The organism is Moraxella tarda (assembly GCF_035181405.1).
Classification (GTDB): Bacteria; Pseudomonadota; Gammaproteobacteria; order Pseudomonadales; family Moraxellaceae; genus Moraxella.
This window is the reverse complement of sequence record NZ_JAYGGV010000002.1, coordinates 116,502-136,711: the sequence shown is the minus strand read 5'-3', so window position 1 is coordinate 136,711 and position 20,210 is coordinate 116,502. Positions and strand designations below refer to the sequence as shown.

The following is a 20,210-nucleotide window of genomic DNA, read 5'->3' as shown; positions in this document are numbered from 1 at the left end:
ACAAACAAAAAATTTTAGCAATCAGCCTTGATAAATTATGAAATTTTTAATAAAAATCCAGTCAGACAGCGAGTTGATCAATTACGAAGCCATCTCTTTGGGTTTGACTTTGGCAAGTTTTGATCACCAAGTGCAATTTTATTTTTCAGGCCTTAGTCATGTGATATTAAATGATTCGCAGAGTCGCACATATGGCATGGTTCAATCGCTAAGCCTATATGATATTGAGCAACCTTGGATAAGTTTTGACAAACACATCATCTTAAATACCACCATTGATGACATGATGTTACATTTAGATGACCCACCAAAAATGATGGATTTTGATGGCATTTTGGAATTTTAAATGACAAACACAATACCAGAACTACAATTAGATGGTGATGGGCACCTGACCGACCATACACTATGGACGCCAAGCACAGCCCAACAACTTGCTGATACCTTGAACATAAAACTTGATGGCATTCATTATCGCATTCTAGACGAAGTCAGAGCATTTTTTGACAAATACCATCACAGTCCTGCCACACGCCCACTCATCAAGCATCTAAGTCAAAGCCTACCTGATGATGAGATTGATAATGCCAAGCTACAAAGGCTCTTTAACACAGGGTTAGTAGCACGCCATATCAATCGCATTGCAGGCCTGCCAAAACCACCCAACTGTTTATGAATGAATGATGGCTGACAGAAGAAACCATTTTAAAACAAGATCACAGGCTTATTCATCTTGATGTCAGCTTATGATAGCCCACACTTTGCCCCACATCACCAGCAAAACCCTTTTGCCGCCACAATTCATATAAGCAAATTGATACTGAATTAGCAAGATTCAAACTGCGAGATTCGGGCAACATGGGCAATCTTAGCCAGTTTAACTCACCGATATCAGCACGCACCTCAGGGGGTAGCCCATCGGTCTCAGAGCCAAATACCATCGCCACACTCTCTTCATGAACAAAGTCATGTGCATAAAAGCAGTGGCTGAATTTGGTTGTCAATGCTACTATCTGATACACGCCCAAGGAGGTCAACTCACAAAGACAGGCCTGCCAATTTTCATGAACACGCATCTGAGCATATTCATGATAATCAAGCCCTGCTCGTTTTAATTTAGTATCATCTAATTCAAAGCCAAGTGGCTTAATTAAGTGCAGTTTGGCTCCAGTATTGGCACATAAGCGAATGATATTACCTGTATTATTGGGGATTTTTGGAGAAAATAAGACAATATGAATGTTGGACATGGCTCAATACACCGACTAAAGTTATGTATTAAATAAAGTTATGCACTAGATATGATTAAAAAATATGATCAAAAAAAAAACACCAAAGAAACCTATTTTTAGCATTCATTCATATTGCTCATCATTTATCCTTATAAGAATGCTCTAACCAAATGATTTACATAGCGAAAACCCATGTCCGTAGGGCTCAATAAAGATGCATCATGCACCATAAAACCTTCATGTTGCAGTGGCAATAACTCATTGTCAATGCTACTAACAAGCAATCCTGTCCGCTCTTCAAACATCTGTGTTGTTGCACCATGTCGCAATCTTAGTGCGTTCATCATGAATTCAGCGGGCAATGCGTCTTCGGCAATCTTTTCAAAATTCACCATCTTTGGTGCAACCAATGGCATAAAATTTAGGTAGTCTTTTGGTATGCGAGACTTACTAAACCGATAAATACCATCAGCAAAGTTGGCATGACCACATAAGGTTATCTTGCCATGTGCACCAGCACCAATCGCCAAATAATCACCAAATTGCCAGTAATTCACATTATGTCTACATGGCGTGTCATCAGCACCTACCCACGCCGAGATTTCATAATTATCAAAGCCGTAATCAACGAGCAACTTACGCCCAGCCTTTTCAATGGCATCAAGCGTATCATCATTAGGCAAACTGGGGGGCGTACGATAAAAGGCAGTATTTGGCTCAATAGTAAGCTGATACCAAGAGATGTGCGTCGCTCCTGATTGAATGGCGGTTTTCAAATCATTAACAGCAAGCACTTCGGTTTGATTGGGGAGTCCGTACATCAAATCAACATTGATACGGCGAAAGCCTGCATTTTTTGCATTGGCTACTGCACTCGTCGCCTGCGTAGGATTGTGAATGCGTCCAAGTATTTGCAATGCTTGCTCATCAAAAGTCTGAACACCGATGGATAAGCGATTAATGCCAATGCTTAAATATTCCTCAAAAGGTGCATGCTCAATCGTACCAGGGTTGACCTCTAGCGTAATTTCACAATCTTCACTAAATTGATAAACATCACGAAGCTCATCAAAAAGTCTTTTGAGCTGATGGGTAGGCAAAAGTGATGGCGTACCACCACCAATAAATACCGAATGTATCTGCCGACCCTGCACAAAAGATGTCTGTGAGCGTGCATCTGCAAGCAGTGCATTAACATACTCAGTAAAGGACATATCCAGTGTATCGGCATCACTATGAACTGGCAAAGCATGTGAATTAAAGTCGCAATAAGGGCATTTCTTCACACACCACGGGATATGGATATACAGAGACAAAGGAACATTAACAGCCAATAACTTTAACAACGGATTCATAAACCATTCGCCATGTCATCACTTGAACCCAGCTGGTCAGCCGATGAATGTGATTGACTTTGGGTGGTATTAACTTGAGATTGGGATTTAAATTGGCTTAATTTAAACTTCATATCCAAGTGTTTCTCAAGAGCGGGTAAATTAAAAGCATCATTTTCACTAACAAAGCTGATTGATACACCCGTATGTCCTGCACGACCAGTACGCCCAATACGATGCACATAGTCATCTGGCATATCTGGCAAAGTGTAGTTAATCACATGGGTAACATCATCAACATGAATGCCACGCCCCGCAACATCAGTCGCCACCAAAATATTAACCTCACCATCTTTAAAACGCTGTAGATATCGTTCTCGCTTTTGTTGAGCAACATCTCCTGAAAGCATGGTAACCTCGAATTGGCGACGCAAATTATCATACAAACGCTTAACCTGATCTTTGCGATTGGCAAAGACGATGGCTTTTTTGACATCACCAGCAGACAAAATTTCACGCAGCGCGCTCATCTTTTCGCGTTCAGTCAATAAAAAGAATTTTTGATCGATCGCTTTATTTGTCTTATTCTGTGGTGCAATCTCAACAAAAGCAGGATTGTTTAGCCAACGATATGCCAAATTCATCACATCGGTATTAAAAGTTGCTGAAAACAGCAAACTTTGGCGGTGTGTATTGGCAGGCATATGGCGGACAATACGCTTAATATCAGGGATAAAGCCCATGTCAAGCATACGGTCTGCCTCATCAAGGACGAAAACTTCTACCCTATCTAAAAATAAGACACCCTTATTCACCCAATCAATGATACGCCCTGGCGTACCAATTAGGATATCAAGGGGTCGGCGTTCAAGCTGAGACGCCTGTTTATCAAAATCCGCCCCACCTGTAATACACAAATTGTATAGATTGGCAAATTTAGTAAGCTCTCGACAATCAGCAAAAATCTGCTGAGCAAGCTCTCGGGTCGGTGCCAAGATGAGTGCTCGTGGCTCACCCAAAAAACGCACCTCCCCATCAACGAACGGACGCTTTAATAGCGACTCAATGATGGTGATCAAAAAAGTCGCTGTCTTACCCGTGCCTGTCTGTGCCTGACCAATGGCATCTTGATTGGCCAAAGTATGCGGTAAAATTTGTGCTTGAATTGGCGTTAGTTGTTCAAAATTCAGTGCACGCACCGCCTTTAAGGTCTGTTCAGACAATGGCAAATCATCAAAATGGCAAAATCCCAATTGATGTAAGCTGGCCTCAGCAAAAGTATTTTCTATCAAAAATAAATCCTTTTTATTAATTACTTACCACCAGCCAATGAGTAGCCAACAGCAATAGAACAGTCATAGAATTCGCCAAATTTTACACTCTCCACCAAACTGAGTTTTTCGGCATCTGTTTTTTGAATGGGCTGTTTTGCGTACACATTCTCAATCAAAGAATTCAGTCGTTTTTTAGTAATTTCTTGCGTCTCTTTAGGAGCACCCTCAGCGATTTCACTAAATTTTTTCTTAGCATCAGTCTCGCTCACCCCGCCTTGACGCATTTTTGATACATCAGCGAGCAATAAAGCATTTGATAAACACATTTGATAACCTTGATTAAGGCTGGCGTCCAATCTTTGCTCATCGCTTACCTGCTTTTCTATGATTGCAGGACTGGCAGCAGGTGCTTTGGTTGCCTTAGTCGTCTTGGCAATCGCAGATGCAGAGAAGATAGAAGTGGCAAATAGTGCAGTTGCAACAATAACTTTTTGTGCAGTTTTCATAAAAATAACCTCTATTAATTTAATTAAAAAGCCGTAATACAATAGCTTATTTTGACAATTTATGCAAATGATTTAAAACATTATCCACATTTTATCAGTTTTTTTGGTAACAAAAAAGCCCACTATTTAGCGGGCTTTTTTATTTAAAATACTTAAATTAAAGACATTTTTAAAGCTTGGTCACTTCTTCTGCTTGCAATCCTTTATCACCTTCGGTTACCACAAATTCAACCGCCTGACCCTCTTTTAGTGAGCGATAGCCCTCGCCCAAAATCGCACGGAAGTGTACAAACACATCTTCGCCTGTTGTGCGTTGAATAAAGCCAAAGCCTTTAGAATCATTGAACCACTTCACAGTACCTTGTTCACGAACTGACATATTTTTTCCTATAAACTAAAAATGCTTAATCGATGTTCATCGCAAGCCAACTAACAAGACCGACAATCGATCTTTTATTCCAAACACAGACATTCTGGCGGTTAATTTTTCGCAAATTAATTGTATGAAATATTTACAAAAAAACACATCTTTGAATAACTGCTGAAATTATCATATCAATGATAATTTAAGAATACAAGTATTTTTTACAATTTTTACCAAAATTTTTACGAAAAATTTGCAGATTTAAGCAACAATAAACTCAAATCTTTGCTGATAAATCTGTTACAATAGCCCTGTTCATCAGTTTGATTTTGGCATTTGGCATGAGTTTAAAAACACCGCACATTTTATTATTAAATGGTCCAAATTTGCACTTATTAGGCAAAAGAGAACCACACATCTACGGCACAAATACGCTTAGCGATATTGAAAATCGCCTATCAGAAAAAGCGAACGCACATGGCATTAAACTCACCGCTTTTCAATCCAACCATGAAGGCGATATCGTTGATAAAATCAGCGAATTAGGGTTGCTGGCCGACAGCAAAAGTTTTGATGCCATCATCATCAACCCTGCCGCTTTTACACATACTTCGGTTGCCATCAGAGATGCATTGTTAGCAGCAGACAAGCCTTTTATTGAAGTGCATTTATCCAATATTCACGCTCGTGAGCCGTTTCGCACGCATTCTTATTTTTCCGATAAGGCGGTCGGTGTGATTTGTGGGCTTGGTGATTTAGCTTATGACATGGCTTTAGCATGGTTTATTGAGCATTTTAAACAAGATACAGGTGTGTAAGCACATGATTATACCATCTAACAAAAAAACACACTAAAGTAAAAGTGCAATCAATCAAGATGTCATGACCACACCCGATCTTTTAATTTAAGCCTTATAATAGGGGGTTTATCACAGGAATTTTATTCTCTTTATTCTTATCAAACTTAGGATTAAAGGTCTGCACCTCAGGGTTAGTCGGCAGACCCATATCCGCCAGCTTATCAACAACACCCACCTGAATATGATCGCCCTCAAACAGTCTTTTATCATCATTGCGATTGATTTTTAAACTCTCAAAATCAAACAATTTGCGGTCAGCAAGCTGGCTTGGAGCAACATTTTGTAACGCCTTAAACATACTGGCTAGGCGTTTTGGGTGAGCATTATCCCATTCACGAAGCATATCATTAATCATGGCTCGTTGTAAGTTTTCTTGTGAGCCACACAGATTACAAGGAATGATTGGAAAGCCCTTATAATTGGCATATTTAATGATGTCCTTTTCAGCAACATAAGCAAGCGGACGAATCAGTACATTTTGCTCATCATCTGATAATAATTTTGGTGGCATTGCCTTTAAGCTGCCGCCATGAAATAAATTTAAAAAGAAAGTCGCCAAAATATCATCACGATGGTGCCCCAATGCCACTTTGGTCGCTCCAATTTGCTTGGCAAAGCCATACAGCGAGCCACGACGCAAACGGGAACAAGCCGAACAGTAAGTTTTACCCTCTGGTACAACTTGCTTGACAATACTATAAGTGTCTTTTTCTAAAATATAATAAGGAATGCCTTGCTTAGATAAATACTCTGGCAAAATATGCTCAGGAAAGCCTGGCTGTTTTTGGTCAAGATTGACCGCCACCACCTCAAAATCAATCGGTGCAATGCGTTTTAAAAATAACAAAATATCCAGCAATGTAAAGCTGTCTTTACCGCCAGAAATACAAACCATGACCACATCGCCATTTTCAATCATGTTAAAATCACGAATCGCCCAAGAGACTTCTTTGCGTAACTTTTTTTGCAGTTTTTTAAAGCGAACAGATTTAATGCCATCGTTCAAATCGTACATCTCATCGTAAGCGTTATCCAAATCAGCATGGTCATCACTATTTGATTTTGACGATAAAGCTTCAATGATTTTTAAATCATCTGCATTTAAATTAAGATTCAAATCATTCATAATCTTTTCTCAGCTCAGATTTCATTTTATTAAGATTTTGATTTTATTGTATATTTTTTTGGAATATTATCAGCTTGCGACTCATCAATAGGTTTTGCCACAAGTCTGCCATCAATTTTCTCATAACGCACCTTTTGTGCAGGTGTATTTGATTTTTGGGCAGAATCTCTTTGATGCTTTAATTCCCCCGTATCAAATCGAGTAGAATTTTTGATGGATTTTTTATCAAATTTATCAAAATGGCCGTTTTTTACCCCATCTTTTTTAAAATTATCTTTTTTCAATCCACTCTTTTTAGCACCGTCAGACCTCATGCCACGCCCAGAGTCAATATTGACATCATCTTTGCTGGCATTGCCTTTAATAAAACCTCTAGATTTGCCTTTTTTTAGAGTGTCGTTATTAAAACCAAACTTACCATCGGTTCTAAAATCATCATAAACATCTAAAAAATCATCATCTTGGGTGCTTTGTATTATCTTAGCCTGAGTGCCATTTTTGTGGCGAATTTGGTAACTTTGATGAATTGGTTTTTTTGAATTAAAATCAAAACCAATTGTCTTATCTGTCATGCACACCACATCATAACGCTCAATTAGACTCTCATCTAACGCAAAACGCGTGTAGTTATTACTAAAGTACAGCACGCCATCGGCAGATAAGCGATTCATGGCACGGTTGATTAAGGCAACATGATCTCTTTGAACATCAAAAGTGCCTCTAAACTTCTTAGAATTTGAGAAAGTTGGCGGGTCAATAAAAATCACATCATAGTGTTCGGTATGCTCTTTAATCCATTCAAAAACATCAGATGCAATGAATTGATATTTGTCCTCATCTTGCAAAGTAGCAGTTAAATCCAAACCATTGAGAGCAAAATTTTGCTTGCCCCAGTCAAGATAATTAGCAGACAAGTCCACGCTTGTTACCGTCTTTGCCCCCGCCATTGCAGAATGCACGCTTGCGGTGCAGGTGTAGGCAAATAGGTTTAACACTCTTTTAGCACGGCTGGATTGAGCCACAATTTGACGCATATTGCGATGATCAATAAACAATCCTGTATCCAAATAATCAGTAAAATTCACATACAGATACGCACCATGTTCACGCACGACATACATTTTTTTGCGTTTAATGTCTGCATTGGGATTTTTGGTATATTGTTCATTACCCAACTGCCTAGTTCGTGTCTTAATAAACACATCTTCACGAAACACACCAAGCACCTCACGCACACCATTTAATACCAAATTAAATCGTGCTTTAGCAACTTCTACAGGGATTTGTTTAGGCGGTGCATACTCTTGCACATGGACTTTATCGCCATAAATATCAATAGCGACATTATAATTGGGCAAATCAGCATCATAAGCACGCACATTACTCACCCCATTAGATTTGGCAAGTTTTTTTAGGTGGGTCAAATTTTTTTGAAGCCGATTGATGAACTCCTGCGACTCTTCATGGACGATTTGTCTTTTTTCAAATCGCTCGAGCAAGGTTGGGCCACTTGTCAAATCCATCGCCCCATATCTAAAATACACTGTCAGTGCACCATTATGACAGCGTAAAGTTTTTGGCTCCAAGATGGGCAAGGTATCCACATGTTCAACATGACTGCCCAACACCGCCATATCCGCACTTACCACACCCGCAAGAGCAAATCCGTCAGTTGCCAGCAAACCCAAGCCGTGATATAGCGGCTTGATAAAATCGCCCTCACCCAAACGCTCACCATAAGGAGGGTTGGTGATGATCAACGGATGATTTACCTTAATGCCAGACAGCACATCTTTTAGCCCCGATAAAGACCTTTGCTGCAAGGTAATGTGTGGCAATATTGGCGCAAGCCCCGAGACAAGCAAATTCTGATGGCAAGCATGAACAGCCGCAGCATCTGCATCCAAGGCAATGACAGTTGGTGGATTTTGAACAAGCTTGTCCAAATTGGCATGAAATTGCTCACTTGCCATACTAACAATACTCTGCCACAGCTCATCATCGTGATGCACCCAGCAATAAAAACCGAACTCATTCGTGTTTTTATCCAATCCCACAGGGTAGTTGGCTCGCATGAGTAAGGCTTCTGCAATAAAAGTTCCAGAACCACACATCGGATCAATCAAGGCATCATGTCGCCCTGTATGCCAGCCGCACTCATACAAAAGTGCTGCTGCCAAGTTTTCTTTTAAAGGTGCAGTAGTATTAACCACACGATAACCACGACGGTGCAAACTGACGCCTGATAAATCCAAAAAAATCTCGGCAAACTTATTATTTGCTGCAACAAAAATATGAAAATCAGGCGTTTTTGAAACATTCGGGCGTGCACCAAGCTTTTTATTAAAAGTATCGGCAATCGCATCTTTGATGCGTAAGGTTGCAAACTGTTGATTGACCGTCATGCGTTTGTCAGTAGACAGACGAATGGCAAAAGTATTATCTAGACCAAAAATTGCCGTCCAGTCATAACGAGATGCAAATTGGTACAACGCCTCTGGTACATCTTCGTCAATCACTGGTGTATCAAGCGTGCGAGCCGTGGTGCGTCCTTTATCGTCCTTGGGCGTTTGATTGTTGATGGTTGGTTTTTGCTTAAAATAATACTCACCTATTGGCAACAAAACACGGCTTGCCACACGAGAATATAGACAAATGTGATAAAACTTGGCAAGATTGACCTTAACTTGCACGCGTCCTGCTCGCAAAATATCTCCCTGCAAACCAAAACCATCAAGCTCAATCAATAAAGCATTTTCAAGTCCATCAGCACAAGTGATGACAAGATTAAACGCATTAACATCAAAATGGTCAAAGGGATTGGTAAGAAAAGGGGTGGTAAGGCTCATAATTTTTCCAAAGCAGGGCAATCAACCGATTATTATAGCATAAATCCACCAAATACCGATGCTTTTTGGTGGATTTATCAGCATAATGATTGGCTAACTTTTATACTCAGCACCCCTAGATGCAATCAATACCCTATTCATCAGTTTGCTCGTCAATGGCTGTGCCGAGCTTTTTAGATGGGCTGACAATTTGAATACCGCCATCATCAGGCATGATAAGACGCATGTGTGGATAAGGCGCCCAAATACCCGCCTCATCTAAGGCACGCTTAATTTTTTCATTGATATTTTCTTTGATGATGGGAATGCGAGCCACCGACAATGGAGCAACCCAAAAACGCACAATAAAAAATACGCCATATTCACCAACCTCTGCTACCGTTGCCATCGGTGCTGGGTGCTTTAATACAACCTCATCTTTAGATAGCGTTTTAACAATGATGCTACGGGCCTGACTGATGTCAGCCTCTAAGGCAATACGAGCCTTAACATCAAAACGAATCATTTTTTTGGAGGTAAGATTGACCACCTCAGATGAGGCAACAGTAGAGTTGGGAATAATGATGATGATATTGTCACGGTCAAGAATCTGTGTGGCTCGTAGAGAGATTTTGACCACACGACCCTCTTTATCACCCAAACGAATCCAGTCACCCACCTGAAAGGATTGTTCAATCAAGATGGTGATGCCTGCAATAAAGTTAGCAAGCGTACTTTGGGCAGCAAAACCCACCGCCAAACCAACAATACCAAGACCTGCAACCAAAGATACAATATCAAAGCCAAACTGGGCTAATACGCTTGCCAATGCCAACACCAACACCACAACAAGCATCATATTTTTAAACAGCTGTTCAATGGAGGCGTTCAATTCATAATGTTTTAACACGCCACTAAGCATTTTGCCCGATGTCGTCCACAAAACATAATAAAACCCTGTCCATGCTGCCGCTTTTGCTGTTGCTTTGACCATGTCCGCCTGAATGCCGACCTGCATCATCACCGCAATTAAGCTTGTAACAAACCACATATATCGTAGCACAGCACGCATAATGCGTACACCACGATGCGACACATGAAAAAATCTTTGAGCGTATTTGATACAATACACCCAAAACCAATAAATAAGCCCAATCACCGACAGCAAAATCATAATTTTTATCATGATTGTTGCCAAAGACAGCCCACGCTCCGCCCAGTTCAAAGTCTGGTCGTCCAGCGAGCCACCCAAAAATAAATACACACTTTGGTGCAAATCTTTTAAAATTTTATCAAAAAATTGAATGACACTTTGACTATTCATAGGACCAAGGTAGCGTTTGTTGGGTAAGAATGCTACAATAGTAGCAGAAATTCGCCCATATTTGATTGCCTAAAACCACCCTTGCTGACCTCAACCCTCATTAGCAAATAAAATAATGCAATGAATAAGTCAGCGCAGTGTGTTTTTATTCATAAAAAAAAAATTATGTACCATTTTAACAAACTTATCACCAAAAATACGCTTTTATTTTTAAACTATTAAAAAATATTGCCGTACTTTGGGTTTATTTTATCCGACTAAGATGACGCAATGAATGCACTGGTTACACTGATTCTGATTTTAACACCAATGTTTATTGGGTTTGCCCTGCCCAATCGCACCGACCTAACAAAAATGGCCGAGCGTGCACTGAATTATCTGATTTATTTGATTTTAATTGTTATTGGCATTGAGCTTGGACTGATTGATGACCTTGTTGAAAAAATTGGTGAAATTGCTTTATATCTAAGCACTCTTGTTTTTTTGACACTCAGTGTTGGGTCGGTCGCACTATGGCTACTTGATCACCGCAGTCAAACAAAAATAAATACCTTACAAAACAAGCCAAAAATTAACCTACAAAGTAGCATGGTTCAGCTTGTCTGCTTGGCAATCGGCTTTGTAATAGCAAAATTTTTACCAGAACAGCTTTTACCCCCACAAAACACCACTACTATTTTACTGATGGCATTATTGTTCTTGGTGGGCATCAGTCTAAAAGGCTCTGGCATGACCTTAAAAGAAGCCATGCTCAATAAAAAAGGGGTGCAAATCAGTCTGATATTCATGACAGCAACTTTATTATCTGGCGTAATATTTTCACTGATATTTGATGATGTTTCTATGACCAAAGGTCTGGCATTAGCATCAGGTTTTGGCTGGTATTCGCTATCAGGCACGGTCATGACTGATGCTTATGGTGCCGTCTGGGGAAGCATTGCTTTACTTAACGATCTTAGCAGAGAAATCATTGCACTCATCATTATTCCTTATGTCATGCGATATTCATCATCAGCAGCGATTGGGCTTGGCGGTGTAACCAGCCTTGATTTTGCCTTACCCACACTCGCATCGGCAGGTGGCACACAAATCATTCCTGCTGTGATCAGTTTTGGTTTTATCACCAACATCGTCTCGCCCATCTTAATGGTATTTTTTAGTGCACTGGGCTGATTTAAATGACTCATAGGGCAGTTTGATTGGCTATAGCAAGCTATCCCAAACAATCTATTGCCCTCACACTATCACCCTCATACCCTCATTACAAAAAAACCATCACTAAAATCCACTTGCTTTTTTATTGAAAAAATCCATCAATGGGCGGATTTTACCTGTCAAATTGACCACCTCTGAACGGATAAACCGCATCGGCTCTTTTTGAAAGATTTTGCCCACAAAAGCATAATTAATCGCCGAAAAGCCATGCATCATCAAAGTATTTTTGCCATATCTGGCTCGCTCATATTGACGAAGTAAGCCTACTTTGCAGATATTTTTGCCATCATTTGCAATAAGAGCTAATAGCTCGCTAACATCTGCCAAACCCAAATTCAACCCCTGCCCCGCCAATGGGTGCACACCGTGTGCTGCATCACCAATAAGCAATGTGTGCGGAGCAATGTAGCTTTTGGCAACTTGGGCAGACAGTGCAAAGCTGGCAATCGATTGGATCTGATGGATTTTTCCCAGTTCAAAACTACTTGCCAATGCCAATTTATCAGCAAGATTTTCAGGCGACAATGCCAAAAATTCTTTGGCAATCTGAGTTGGTAATGTCCAAACTACCGATTGCCAATGCCCACCATCATCTGCTGACATATCTGCAAGTGGCAATAAAGCAAGCGTTCCTGTATCAAGCATGGCTTGACGGGCTGTATGCTGATGTGCCTTATCGGTTTTGATGGCACAGCAGATGGCTGTTTGATGATAATCTAATGTATCCACGCCAATGCCAGACAGCCTACGCACGACAGAACCTCGCCCATCTGCACCAACCAGCAGATGAGTATTTACAATCTTAGTCCAACCTGTATCATTCATGATACGAACACACACCGTCTTTGGCCGCACATCAATACCAAAATGCTCATCAATCCAAGTGCCATGCAGCACGGTTAAATATGGCGTAATATCCGCCTGCATTGCTCGTTGTCTTAGTGCCTCATCAATAATGGCAGGCTCAATCATACTACCCAACAATCTTGGCGTAAGCGATTGTTTGGCAAAATTTAACTCGCCACGCCCATCGCCTTGCCACACCTGCATTTTTGTGTAGTCTGCTCGGCGCTGAAAAACATCAATGCCAATACCGATGCCATCAAACAAATTCAGACTGGCTAAATTCAATGCATAAACACGAGCATCTCGCCTGTTTAATGCCATTTGTTCGTCAACCACCGACAGCTTAGGCTTAACATCAATCAACATGACGGTCTTTTTTAACTTGGCAAGCCCAATAGCCAATGTCATGCCAACCGCACCACCACCCACAACAAGTACATCAGTATTGATTTGCACCATATTATCTGTTTTCATTACTTTCCCAAATCATCAAATCTTACGGCTTTATTCATATCATTAATATCATTAATATCGCATTAATAAATTATTGTACTGAAAATACGCCATTTTTACCAATGATTTAACCCATTTTATAAAAAAAGCATAAGACAGTCTTATGCTTTTTTTAAATTTACTAACAAATCCACCAATAAAACTACGCACGATAATACATATCAAATTCCAATGGATGCACCGCCTCATTGATTTTTTGTACTTCTTTCATTTTTAAAGCAATATAATCATCAATCATCTCTTTGCTAAATACATTGCCTTTTAGTAGGAATTCATGATCATCACGCAAAGCATTAAGTGCCACCTCCAAGTTCTCCGCCACAGTCGGAATCAGCACCTCTTCTTCTGGTGGCAAGTCATACAGATTCTTATCTGCAGCCTCACCTGGTTCAATTTTATTCTCAATACCATCAAGACCTGCCATTAAAATGGCAGCAAAACACAAGTAAGGGTTGGCAGATGGGTCTGGAAAACGAGCTTCAATACGCACCGCTTTTGGACTATTGACATGCGGTATGCGAATAGATGCCGAGCGATTTGATGCAGAATAAGCCAGTTTAATTGGTGCTTCAAAATGTGGCACAAGACGCTTATAGCTATTGGTGCTTGGGTTTGTGATTGCATTTAACGCACGCGCGTGCTTGATGATACCACCAATAAAGTATAATGCCGTCTTTGATAGGCCAGCATACTCATCACCTGAAAAAGTATTTACGCCATCTTTGGATATGGACATATTGACATGCATACCTGAGCCATTATCACCAACAAGTGGTTTTGGCATGAAAGTTGCTGTTTTACCAAATTGACTGGCAACATTTTTCACAATGTACTTAAACTGTTGCACTTCATCTGCTTTTTTGACCAATGTATTAAAAGATATGCCAATTTCAAGCTGACAGCTGGCCACTTCGTTATGGTGTACCTCAATACGCCCCTCGCCCATCACCTCTTCAATGCGATCGCACATCACCGCACGCATGTCTTGATGATGATCTACAGGTGAAATGGCAGCGTAGTTACCTTTGACAGCAGGACGCTGACCGTGATTGCCCCACGCATAGTCTTTGTTGGTGCTCCAAGCTGCCGCCTCTGCGATGACAGTACTTCTAGCACCAGACATATCAATGTCCCACTTAACCTCATCAAACACAAAAAACTCAGGCTCAGGCCCAACCAAGGCGGTGTCGCCAATACCTGTTGATTTCAGATAAGTTTCAGCACGGCGAGCGATAGATCTTGGGTCTTTTGCATAGCCCTGCATTGTATCTGGCTCAATGACATCGCAAGTAACGACCACTGTTGGTGATTCAAAGAATGGATCAAGGTATGCTGTATCTACATCTGGCAATAAAATCATGTCTGATGCTTCAATGCCCTTCCAACCATCTACCGATGAACCATCAAACATCTTACCATCTTCTAGCGTATCTTCGTCAATTGATGATGCAGGAAAAGTCAAATGCAACTCTTTGCCATGCGTATCAGTAAACCGAAAATCCACCCATTTTGCGTTTGATGACTCAATCAAGTCAAACAACTTGTTAGACATAATATTACTCCAAAGGTCAAATTAAAAAACAAAGATAACACACGATATTAAAGCCTCAACCACCATCTGTCAATCACTTTTGACAAGTTGGTCAGATTTGCAATATCTTATCATCAAATCAGCACAATTTATCATCATGCCATCAAATTTTCTAGTTTTTGTGCGCCAAAAAATACATCAAAAAAAGCCATCAGTCTGGCAAATTCATTCTGGTGATATCAGGATTTACCCCAAAATAAAACACCACCGTCGCCACCAAACTATTCATCAAAACAAACGCCCAATCAAAAACAAGATGGTGTAGTATAAAACGCCCCATCAAGGCACTCACCACCAACATCACACCAAAACAAATGATTAAACATTTCATTAATGCTGGGTGTAAAATAGGCAATCGCCCATCTTTGGCCTGCTTTTGATACGGTTTAAGAAATTTTTGACGCACCATAAAGCCCGCCAAATACATTACCGAACCCAAAACCAAATAGCCAATCAACCCCATGTCAAGCTCCCATTTATACTTTTAATTGCAATCTTGTCTATGATTTAAAACATTTGTCATGACTTTTCATCATGATTTGATTGGTGATGATCAATCCACATGGCACGACACTTGATAAACAGTATTAGAGCCTTGCACGATGTACATGACATATGGACTGTCTAGGCGTGGATTGATATTTTTTGCAGATGCTTTGACTTGTGCCAATGCCATCATACCGTCTGGGCGTGCAATGATTTTTAAGACATCATCTTTGTTTAAATCCAGTGCATTACTCTTAAAGTATTCCCACCCTTTGTCAGTATTTAACACCTGCAATGACTCGCCACTATCCCACACATTCACCCCATCATCTTTTGGCTCTTTCATTTGCATGATAAAGCCACTTTTAACATGATCAATTTTAATTTGTGCAGGCTCATTTTGATCCAACGCATAGCACCCCACCAAAGCATCAGGTTCAAAGTTGGAGTCGTTTGAAGAATTTTGAGCCTTGTCTTGACAGGCAGCCAAAATCAACCCTAATAAAGCAACACAAAACAGCCTAACACCAAGAAATCGAGCAAAAAACATAGAAAAACTACAAAAATAATAAGACATACAAAACCAATTGACAACCCAAGCAATCTTAAACCAAAACCTTGAACCAAAACAAAATTAAGATAAGATAAATAAAGACCTAACAAAATCAATAAAAATAATACGACGCATCTTATTTTACAAAGAATTTATATATTTTGCCAGCAATCTTATAAAATATTATCCATTCCACCCACTAAATCATCTTAATTATCCAGCTTGCATCTTACTTGGTTCTCGCCAATAATCATGATGGGGCTGTTTATGACATCAGATTCATTCAAAAAACCCATAAAAACCTTTAAAAATACAACAAGCACCCCCAAATACCACATATCCATGCTATAATAAAAAGCAAATATTACCATCAAGTTGATAATAAAAAAGTGAGCATTCATGAGCGAACAACATTCTAATTCTCAGTTGGCAGCCCTAATTCAATTAGGCAAGGAGCAAGGCTACCTAACTTATGCCGAAATGAACGATCAATTGCCCGATTCTGTAACAGAAAGCGACCAGATTGAAGATATTGTACAAATGCTTACCGATGTAGGCATTCCAATTTATGAAGTTACCCCTGATGAAGATGACATCATCTTGGCCAGCTCAGGCAATGATGATGATATGGCAGCAGATGAAGCGGCGGCGGTACTGGCAAGTGTTGAGACTGAGCCTGGTCGTACCACCGATCCTGTACGCATGTATATGCGTGAGATGGGGACGGTGGATTTGCTTTCTCGTGATGGTGAAATTGCAATTGCCAAGCGTATTGAAGAAGGCACTCGAGAAGTACAATACATCATGGCCTATTGGCCTGGTACCGTAAAATTTGTGCTTGATGAATACGCCCAAATACAAACAGGTGAAAAGAAAATCTCTGACATTGTTGCTGGCTTTTTAAATCTTGAAGATGATGAATTTGAACTCAAAGAAGATGTTGAGGTTGAGCTTGATGATATCAAAGAAGATGACGACGATATCAGCGACTCGGACGATGAAGACGATAACATAGACCCTGTAAATAGCGATGATGACAGCAATCTTGACCCAGAAGAGGTGCGTACACGCTTTGAAGAAATCCAAGACTTATTTAACAAATCTCAAAAAGCCTTAGAAAAATATGGTCGTGGCAGCGATGAAGCAAAGTCTGCCTATGATGAGCTTGCCTCACGCTTTATGCTAATCAAACTCAACAACCGCCTATCTGAGCAAGCAACAACACTCATGCGTGAAGTTTATGAAGATGTACGCAACAGCGAAAGAAAAATCATGCGTTTGGTTGTGCGTCGTGGCAAAATGCCTGTAGATGAGTTCAAAAAGACATTTCCAAGTAACGAAACCAACTTAGAGTGGCTACGCCTACGCATTGCTGGCAAACCTGCTTTTGCCGATACGCTAGAAAAAGTACTGCCAGAAGTCATCGCTTTGCAAGAAAAAATCCTAGCTCATGAAAATGAGCTACACATGGATGTCAAAAACATGAAAGCGGTAGCACGCCAAATGGCAATCGGTGAAGCCAAAGCACGCCGTGCCAAAAAAGACATGGTTGAGGCCAACTTGCGTCTGGTCATTTCCATCGCCAAAAAATACACCAACCGTGGCTTACAATTTCTTGATCTCATTCAAGAGGGCAATATTGGCTTGATGAAAGCGGTAGATAAGTTTGAATACCGCCGTGGTTATAAGTTCTCAACTTATGCCACTTGGTGGATTCGCCAAGCCATTACTCGTTCTATTGCTGACCAAGCACGCACGATTCGCATTCCTGTGCACATGATTGAGACCATCAATAAAATTAACCGTGTCAGCCGTCAACTACTTCAAGAAATGGGTCGTGAACCAACACCAGAAGAGCTGGGCGAACGCTTGGATATGGACGAAGCCAAAGTCCGCAAAGTCTTAAAAATTGCCAAAGAACCCATCTCAATGGAGACGCCAATTGGTGATGATGAAGACAGCCATTTGGGGGATTTTATTGAAGACAGCACCATTTCAAGCCCTGTGGAAAGTGCTACAGCCGAAGGCTTGCGTGAAGCGACTCGTGAAGTTTTGGATAATCTTACCGAACGAGAGGCAAAGGTACTAAAAATGCGATTTGGTATTGATATGGCGTCTGATCATACACTAGAAGAGGTGGGTAAGCAATTTGATGTAACTCGTGAACGCATTCGCCAAATTGAGGCTAAGGCTTTGCGTAAACTTCGCCACCCTTCTCGCTCCGAGCATTTGCGTTCATTCTTAGAAAATGATTAACCAAAAGCCCAAGCAGATAAAACAGCAAGATAAGACAAAATAACCACCTTTGCGTGGTTATTTTGTTACAGTTTTATTGCAGTCTCTTTCGTACTTTTTAAATACGCCTAAATAGCACATCTTAGCTTGGCACCAGCTGATAACATCTTGAAAATTATTATCCACACCCCATTTACAAATCATCATAAAATATAAAACATAAGGCATTCTGATGAAATTAACCGACTTAAATCGCACACCTACCGCACAAGGTGCAAAACGCACCGAAATTCAAAATCCAGAATTATGGCAGTTTCCAATGGACTATCCAATCAGTATTATTGGGCATGAAGGCGAGCATGACAGCTTGCGTCATGAAGTAACACTCATATTGGCAGAGATTTTTCCAGAATTTGATGCAGCCAGCATTCAAGTCAAACCCTCAAAAACGGGCAAATTCCACGCACTTCGTACACGCCTGTATCTGACCTCTGCTGATGAAGTAAATCGCCTATACACCGCACTTGATAAAGCGAAAACTGTAAAGACAGTCATATAAAGCACACAATTGCCATAGCCTTTGTGATGCCATCTGCCTAAAATACCCTGCAAGGTTTTTTAAATTTTATGAGTACATTTGTCCCCATTCCCAAAAAAAGTAAATCCACCTTGCGGGTGTTGCATACTTCTGATTGGCATCTTGGCAAACGGCTGTACAACCAGCAACGCTATGACGAGTTTACTCATTTTTTAGATTGGCTAATCAATGCCATCAACGATAATACTGTTGATGTACTCATTGTGGCAGGTGATATTTTTGACACCATGACCCCCAGTAACAAGGCACAAGAGCTGTATTACCAATTTTTAGGTCAAGTCGCCAAAAGCAGCTGCCACAACATTGTGATTATCTCAGGAAATCATGACAGCCCAACCTTTTTAGATGCACCAAAATCCATCTTAAACGCTCTAAACATCAAGGTTATTGGCACTACAAGTGGTCATATTGACGATGAACTATTGATTTTAAGCCAAGATGATACACCTAAAGCCATCGTACTTGCTGTACCATATTTACGAGACAAAGATATTAGAAATAGTGGCAGTTTTGATGACATCAAAAACAAAGAACATGACACCACCATAGGCATCACCAATCATTATCAAACACTAACCAACCATGCCAAACAAGCACAAAGTGATATTTTAGAAAAATTTAACAAAAAAATCCCCATCATTGCAACAGGACACCTGTTTGTTTCAGGGTCGCACATTTCATCAAAAGATGACGGTATGCGAGATTTATATGTTGGCACATTAGGACAAATTTCTGCCAGCATTTTTGATGATTGCATTGATTATGTTGCACTTGGTCATATTCATGCACCACAAAGGGTTGCAGAATGCGAGCATATTCGTTACTGTGGCTCGCCCATTGCGATGGGTTTTGGTGAGATTGGCAAGACCAAACAAGTACTGATTGTTGATTTTAACCCAGATCATCAAACCACCACACCCAGTATCCACCCCCTTGCTGTGCCAGTCTTTCAAATGCTGGCAAAAATCACAGGTGATTGGCAAAAAATCAGTAGTGAATTGGCCGAGCTGATGGCTAAAAATACCAGCATTTGGGTGGAAATCATCTACACAGGTCAAGAATTACGACCAACACTCACCCAAGACATACGCGAGTTTATTGATGGCTCGCAAATACTGGCGTTAAACATTCAAAATCGCACATTACACCAAAGAGTGCTTGGTTCAAAACCAAAACCAATGAACCTCAAACAGCTTAAAGAGACAGACATTTTTGAACAGTTGCTAACCACAAAAAACATCAGCAGCGATGAAAAACTTTTTTTGACACAGGCTTATCAAGCACTACTTGCCGACATTCACCACACTGACCACAATATAGATTAA

General features: G+C 40.4%; 19 protein-coding genes. 7 read left to right on the top strand and 12 right to left on the bottom strand.

The genetic code is table 11. From position 1 onward, the window contains the following. Positions 1-37 precede the first annotated feature (37 nt). Both U9670_RS03140 and U9670_RS03135 read left to right on the top strand, forming a co-directional pair. Positions 38-346 carry a hypothetical protein gene (locus tag U9670_RS03140; protein WP_323841345.1) on the top strand — a complete coding sequence of 103 codons (309 nt, stop codon included), beginning with the start codon at positions 38-40 and terminating at the stop codon, positions 344-346. Further along, the gene (locus tag U9670_RS03135; RefSeq protein ID WP_323841344.1) at positions 347-676 is read left to right on the top strand and encodes a TusE/DsrC/DsvC family sulfur relay protein; all 330 of its coding nucleotides are present in this window, start codon (positions 347-349) and stop codon (positions 674-676) included. It abuts the gene before it with no gap. 52 nt (positions 677-728) lie between these two features. On the opposite strand, the gene U9670_RS03130 is transcribed toward U9670_RS03135, so the two are convergent. The 5 genes from U9670_RS03130 to U9670_RS03110 form a co-directional block, all read right to left on the bottom strand. Further along, positions 729-1,250 (bottom strand): tRNA (cytidine(34)-2'-O)-methyltransferase, encoded by a 522-nt coding sequence (locus U9670_RS03130; RefSeq protein ID WP_323841343.1) that lies wholly within the window; start codon positions 1,248-1,250, stop codon positions 729-731. Positions 1,251-1,381: 131 nt separating this feature from the next. Further along, positions 1,382-2,587, bottom strand: coding sequence for a radical SAM family heme chaperone HemW (gene hemW, locus U9670_RS03125; protein ID WP_323841342.1), 1,206 nt, complete (start codon positions 2,585-2,587; stop codon positions 1,382-1,384). After that, complete coding sequence (locus U9670_RS03120) at positions 2,584-3,858, bottom strand: DEAD/DEAH box helicase (protein WP_416381469.1); 1,275 nt, start codon at positions 3,856-3,858, stop codon at positions 2,584-2,586. Before U9670_RS03120 ends, hemW begins: the two co-directional genes overlap by 4 nt. Before the next feature lie 20 nt (positions 3,859-3,878). Further along, the gene (locus tag U9670_RS03115) at positions 3,879-4,346 is read right to left on the bottom strand and encodes a hypothetical protein (protein WP_323841341.1); all 468 of its coding nucleotides are present in this window, start codon (positions 4,344-4,346) and stop codon (positions 3,879-3,881) included. Positions 4,347-4,515: 169 nt separating this feature from the next. Further along, positions 4,516-4,725: a cold-shock protein gene (locus tag U9670_RS03110; protein WP_323841340.1), complete on the bottom strand. Its 210-nt coding sequence runs from the start codon at positions 4,723-4,725 to the stop codon at positions 4,516-4,518. Positions 4,726-5,051: 326 nt separating this feature from the next. Between U9670_RS03110 and aroQ the strand changes: the two genes are divergently transcribed. After that, positions 5,052-5,528 carry a type II 3-dehydroquinate dehydratase gene (aroQ, locus tag U9670_RS03105; protein ID WP_323841339.1) on the top strand — a complete coding sequence of 159 codons (477 nt, stop codon included), beginning with the start codon at positions 5,052-5,054 and terminating at the stop codon, positions 5,526-5,528. A gap of 94 nt (positions 5,529-5,622) precedes the next feature. Here the strand turns inward: aroQ and ttcA are convergent, their stop codons facing one another. The 3 genes from ttcA to U9670_RS03090 form a co-directional block, all read right to left on the bottom strand. After that, positions 5,623-6,585, bottom strand: coding sequence for a tRNA 2-thiocytidine(32) synthetase TtcA (gene ttcA, locus U9670_RS03100; RefSeq protein ID WP_323841588.1), 963 nt, complete (start codon positions 6,583-6,585; stop codon positions 5,623-5,625). A 140-nt stretch (positions 6,586-6,725) separates the two neighbouring features. Continuing rightward, positions 6,726-9,545, bottom strand: a complete 2,820-nt coding sequence (rlmKL, locus tag U9670_RS03095) for a bifunctional 23S rRNA (guanine(2069)-N(7))-methyltransferase RlmK/23S rRNA (guanine(2445)-N(2))-methyltransferase RlmL (protein ID WP_323841338.1) — start codon at positions 9,543-9,545, stop codon at positions 6,726-6,728. Between the two features lie 133 nt (positions 9,546-9,678). After that, complete coding sequence (locus tag U9670_RS03090) at positions 9,679-10,848, bottom strand: mechanosensitive ion channel family protein (protein ID WP_323841337.1); 1,170 nt, start codon at positions 10,846-10,848, stop codon at positions 9,679-9,681. Between the two features lie 270 nt (positions 10,849-11,118). Here U9670_RS03090 and U9670_RS03085 point away from each other — a divergent pair, with 270 nt between their 5' ends. Then, positions 11,119-12,021, top strand: coding sequence for a LysO family transporter (locus U9670_RS03085; protein WP_323841336.1), 903 nt, complete (start codon positions 11,119-11,121; stop codon positions 12,019-12,021). Between the two features lie 105 nt (positions 12,022-12,126). Here U9670_RS03085 and U9670_RS03080 read toward each other — a convergent pair whose 3' ends face one another. From U9670_RS03080 to U9670_RS03065, 4 genes are all read right to left on the bottom strand, one after another. After that, positions 12,127-13,383: an FAD-dependent monooxygenase gene (locus U9670_RS03080; protein WP_323841335.1), complete on the bottom strand. Its 1,257-nt coding sequence runs from the start codon at positions 13,381-13,383 to the stop codon at positions 12,127-12,129. 181 nt (positions 13,384-13,564) lie between these two features. Continuing rightward, positions 13,565-14,974: a type I glutamate--ammonia ligase gene (glnA, locus tag U9670_RS03075; protein ID WP_323841334.1), complete on the bottom strand. Its 1,410-nt coding sequence runs from the start codon at positions 14,972-14,974 to the stop codon at positions 13,565-13,567. 190 nt (positions 14,975-15,164) lie between these two features. Continuing rightward, the gene (locus tag U9670_RS03070; RefSeq protein WP_323841333.1) at positions 15,165-15,476 is read right to left on the bottom strand and encodes a hypothetical protein; all 312 of its coding nucleotides are present in this window, start codon (positions 15,474-15,476) and stop codon (positions 15,165-15,167) included. 90 nt (positions 15,477-15,566) lie between these two features. After that, positions 15,567-16,076, bottom strand: coding sequence for a hypothetical protein (locus U9670_RS03065; RefSeq protein WP_323841332.1), 510 nt, complete (start codon positions 16,074-16,076; stop codon positions 15,567-15,569). 375 nt (positions 16,077-16,451) lie between these two features. On the opposite strand from U9670_RS03065, the gene rpoD reads away from it, so the two are divergent. The 3 genes from rpoD (at position 16,452) to U9670_RS03050 (ending at position 20,210) form a co-directional block, all read left to right on the top strand. After that, positions 16,452-18,308 carry an RNA polymerase sigma factor RpoD gene (gene rpoD / locus U9670_RS03060; protein WP_323841331.1) on the top strand — a complete coding sequence of 619 codons (1,857 nt, stop codon included), beginning with the start codon at positions 16,452-16,454 and terminating at the stop codon, positions 18,306-18,308. A 211-nt stretch (positions 18,309-18,519) separates the two neighbouring features. After that, positions 18,520-18,846: a YbeD family protein gene (locus tag U9670_RS03055; protein WP_323841330.1), complete on the top strand. Its 327-nt coding sequence runs from the start codon at positions 18,520-18,522 to the stop codon at positions 18,844-18,846. A 68-nt stretch (positions 18,847-18,914) separates the two neighbouring features. Then, positions 18,915-20,210 (top strand): exonuclease SbcCD subunit D C-terminal domain-containing protein, encoded by a 1,296-nt coding sequence (locus U9670_RS03050; protein ID WP_323841329.1) that lies wholly within the window; start codon positions 18,915-18,917, stop codon positions 20,208-20,210.

What these genes read in the sequence shown, in the direction of transcription:
- U9670_RS03065 (WP_323841332.1), bottom strand. Translation starts at nt 16,076, where the DNA reads ATGTCTTATTATTTTTGTAGTTTTTCTATGTTTTTTGCTCGATTTCTT.
- U9670_RS03085 (WP_323841336.1), top strand. Translation starts at nt 11,119, where the DNA reads ATGAATGCACTGGTTACACTGATTCTGATTTTAACACCAATGTTTATT.
- rpoD (WP_323841331.1), top strand. Translation starts at nt 16,452, where the DNA reads ATGAGCGAACAACATTCTAATTCTCAGTTGGCAGCCCTAATTCAATTA.
- U9670_RS03090 (WP_323841337.1), bottom strand. Translation starts at nt 10,848, where the DNA reads ATGAATAGTCAAAGTGTCATTCAATTTTTTGATAAAATTTTAAAAGAT.
- U9670_RS03135 (WP_323841344.1), top strand. Translation starts at nt 347, where the DNA reads ATGACAAACACAATACCAGAACTACAATTAGATGGTGATGGGCACCTG.
- U9670_RS03050 (WP_323841329.1), top strand. Translation starts at nt 18,915, where the DNA reads ATGAGTACATTTGTCCCCATTCCCAAAAAAAGTAAATCCACCTTGCGG.
- U9670_RS03130 (WP_323841343.1), bottom strand. Translation starts at nt 1,250, where the DNA reads ATGTCCAACATTCATATTGTCTTATTTTCTCCAAAAATCCCCAATAAT.
- U9670_RS03055 (WP_323841330.1), top strand. Translation starts at nt 18,520, where the DNA reads ATGAAATTAACCGACTTAAATCGCACACCTACCGCACAAGGTGCAAAA.
- U9670_RS03140 (WP_323841345.1), top strand. Translation starts at nt 38, where the DNA reads ATGAAATTTTTAATAAAAATCCAGTCAGACAGCGAGTTGATCAATTAC.
- hemW (WP_323841342.1), bottom strand. Translation starts at nt 2,587, where the DNA reads ATGAATCCGTTGTTAAAGTTATTGGCTGTTAATGTTCCTTTGTCTCTG.
- U9670_RS03070 (WP_323841333.1), bottom strand. Translation starts at nt 15,476, where the DNA reads ATGGGGTTGATTGGCTATTTGGTTTTGGGTTCGGTAATGTATTTGGCG.
- rlmKL (WP_323841338.1), bottom strand. Translation starts at nt 9,545, where the DNA reads ATGAGCCTTACCACCCCTTTTCTTACCAATCCCTTTGACCATTTTGAT.
- aroQ (WP_323841339.1), top strand. Translation starts at nt 5,052, where the DNA reads ATGAGTTTAAAAACACCGCACATTTTATTATTAAATGGTCCAAATTTG.
- ttcA (WP_323841588.1), bottom strand. Translation starts at nt 6,585, where the DNA reads ATGTACGATTTGAACGATGGCATTAAATCTGTTCGCTTTAAAAAACTG.
- glnA (WP_323841334.1), bottom strand. Translation starts at nt 14,974, where the DNA reads ATGTCTAACAAGTTGTTTGACTTGATTGAGTCATCAAACGCAAAATGG.
- U9670_RS03080 (WP_323841335.1), bottom strand. Translation starts at nt 13,383, where the DNA reads ATGAAAACAGATAATATGGTGCAAATCAATACTGATGTACTTGTTGTG.
- U9670_RS03110 (WP_323841340.1), bottom strand. Translation starts at nt 4,725, where the DNA reads ATGTCAGTTCGTGAACAAGGTACTGTGAAGTGGTTCAATGATTCTAAA.
- U9670_RS03115 (WP_323841341.1), bottom strand. Translation starts at nt 4,346, where the DNA reads ATGAAAACTGCACAAAAAGTTATTGTTGCAACTGCACTATTTGCCACT.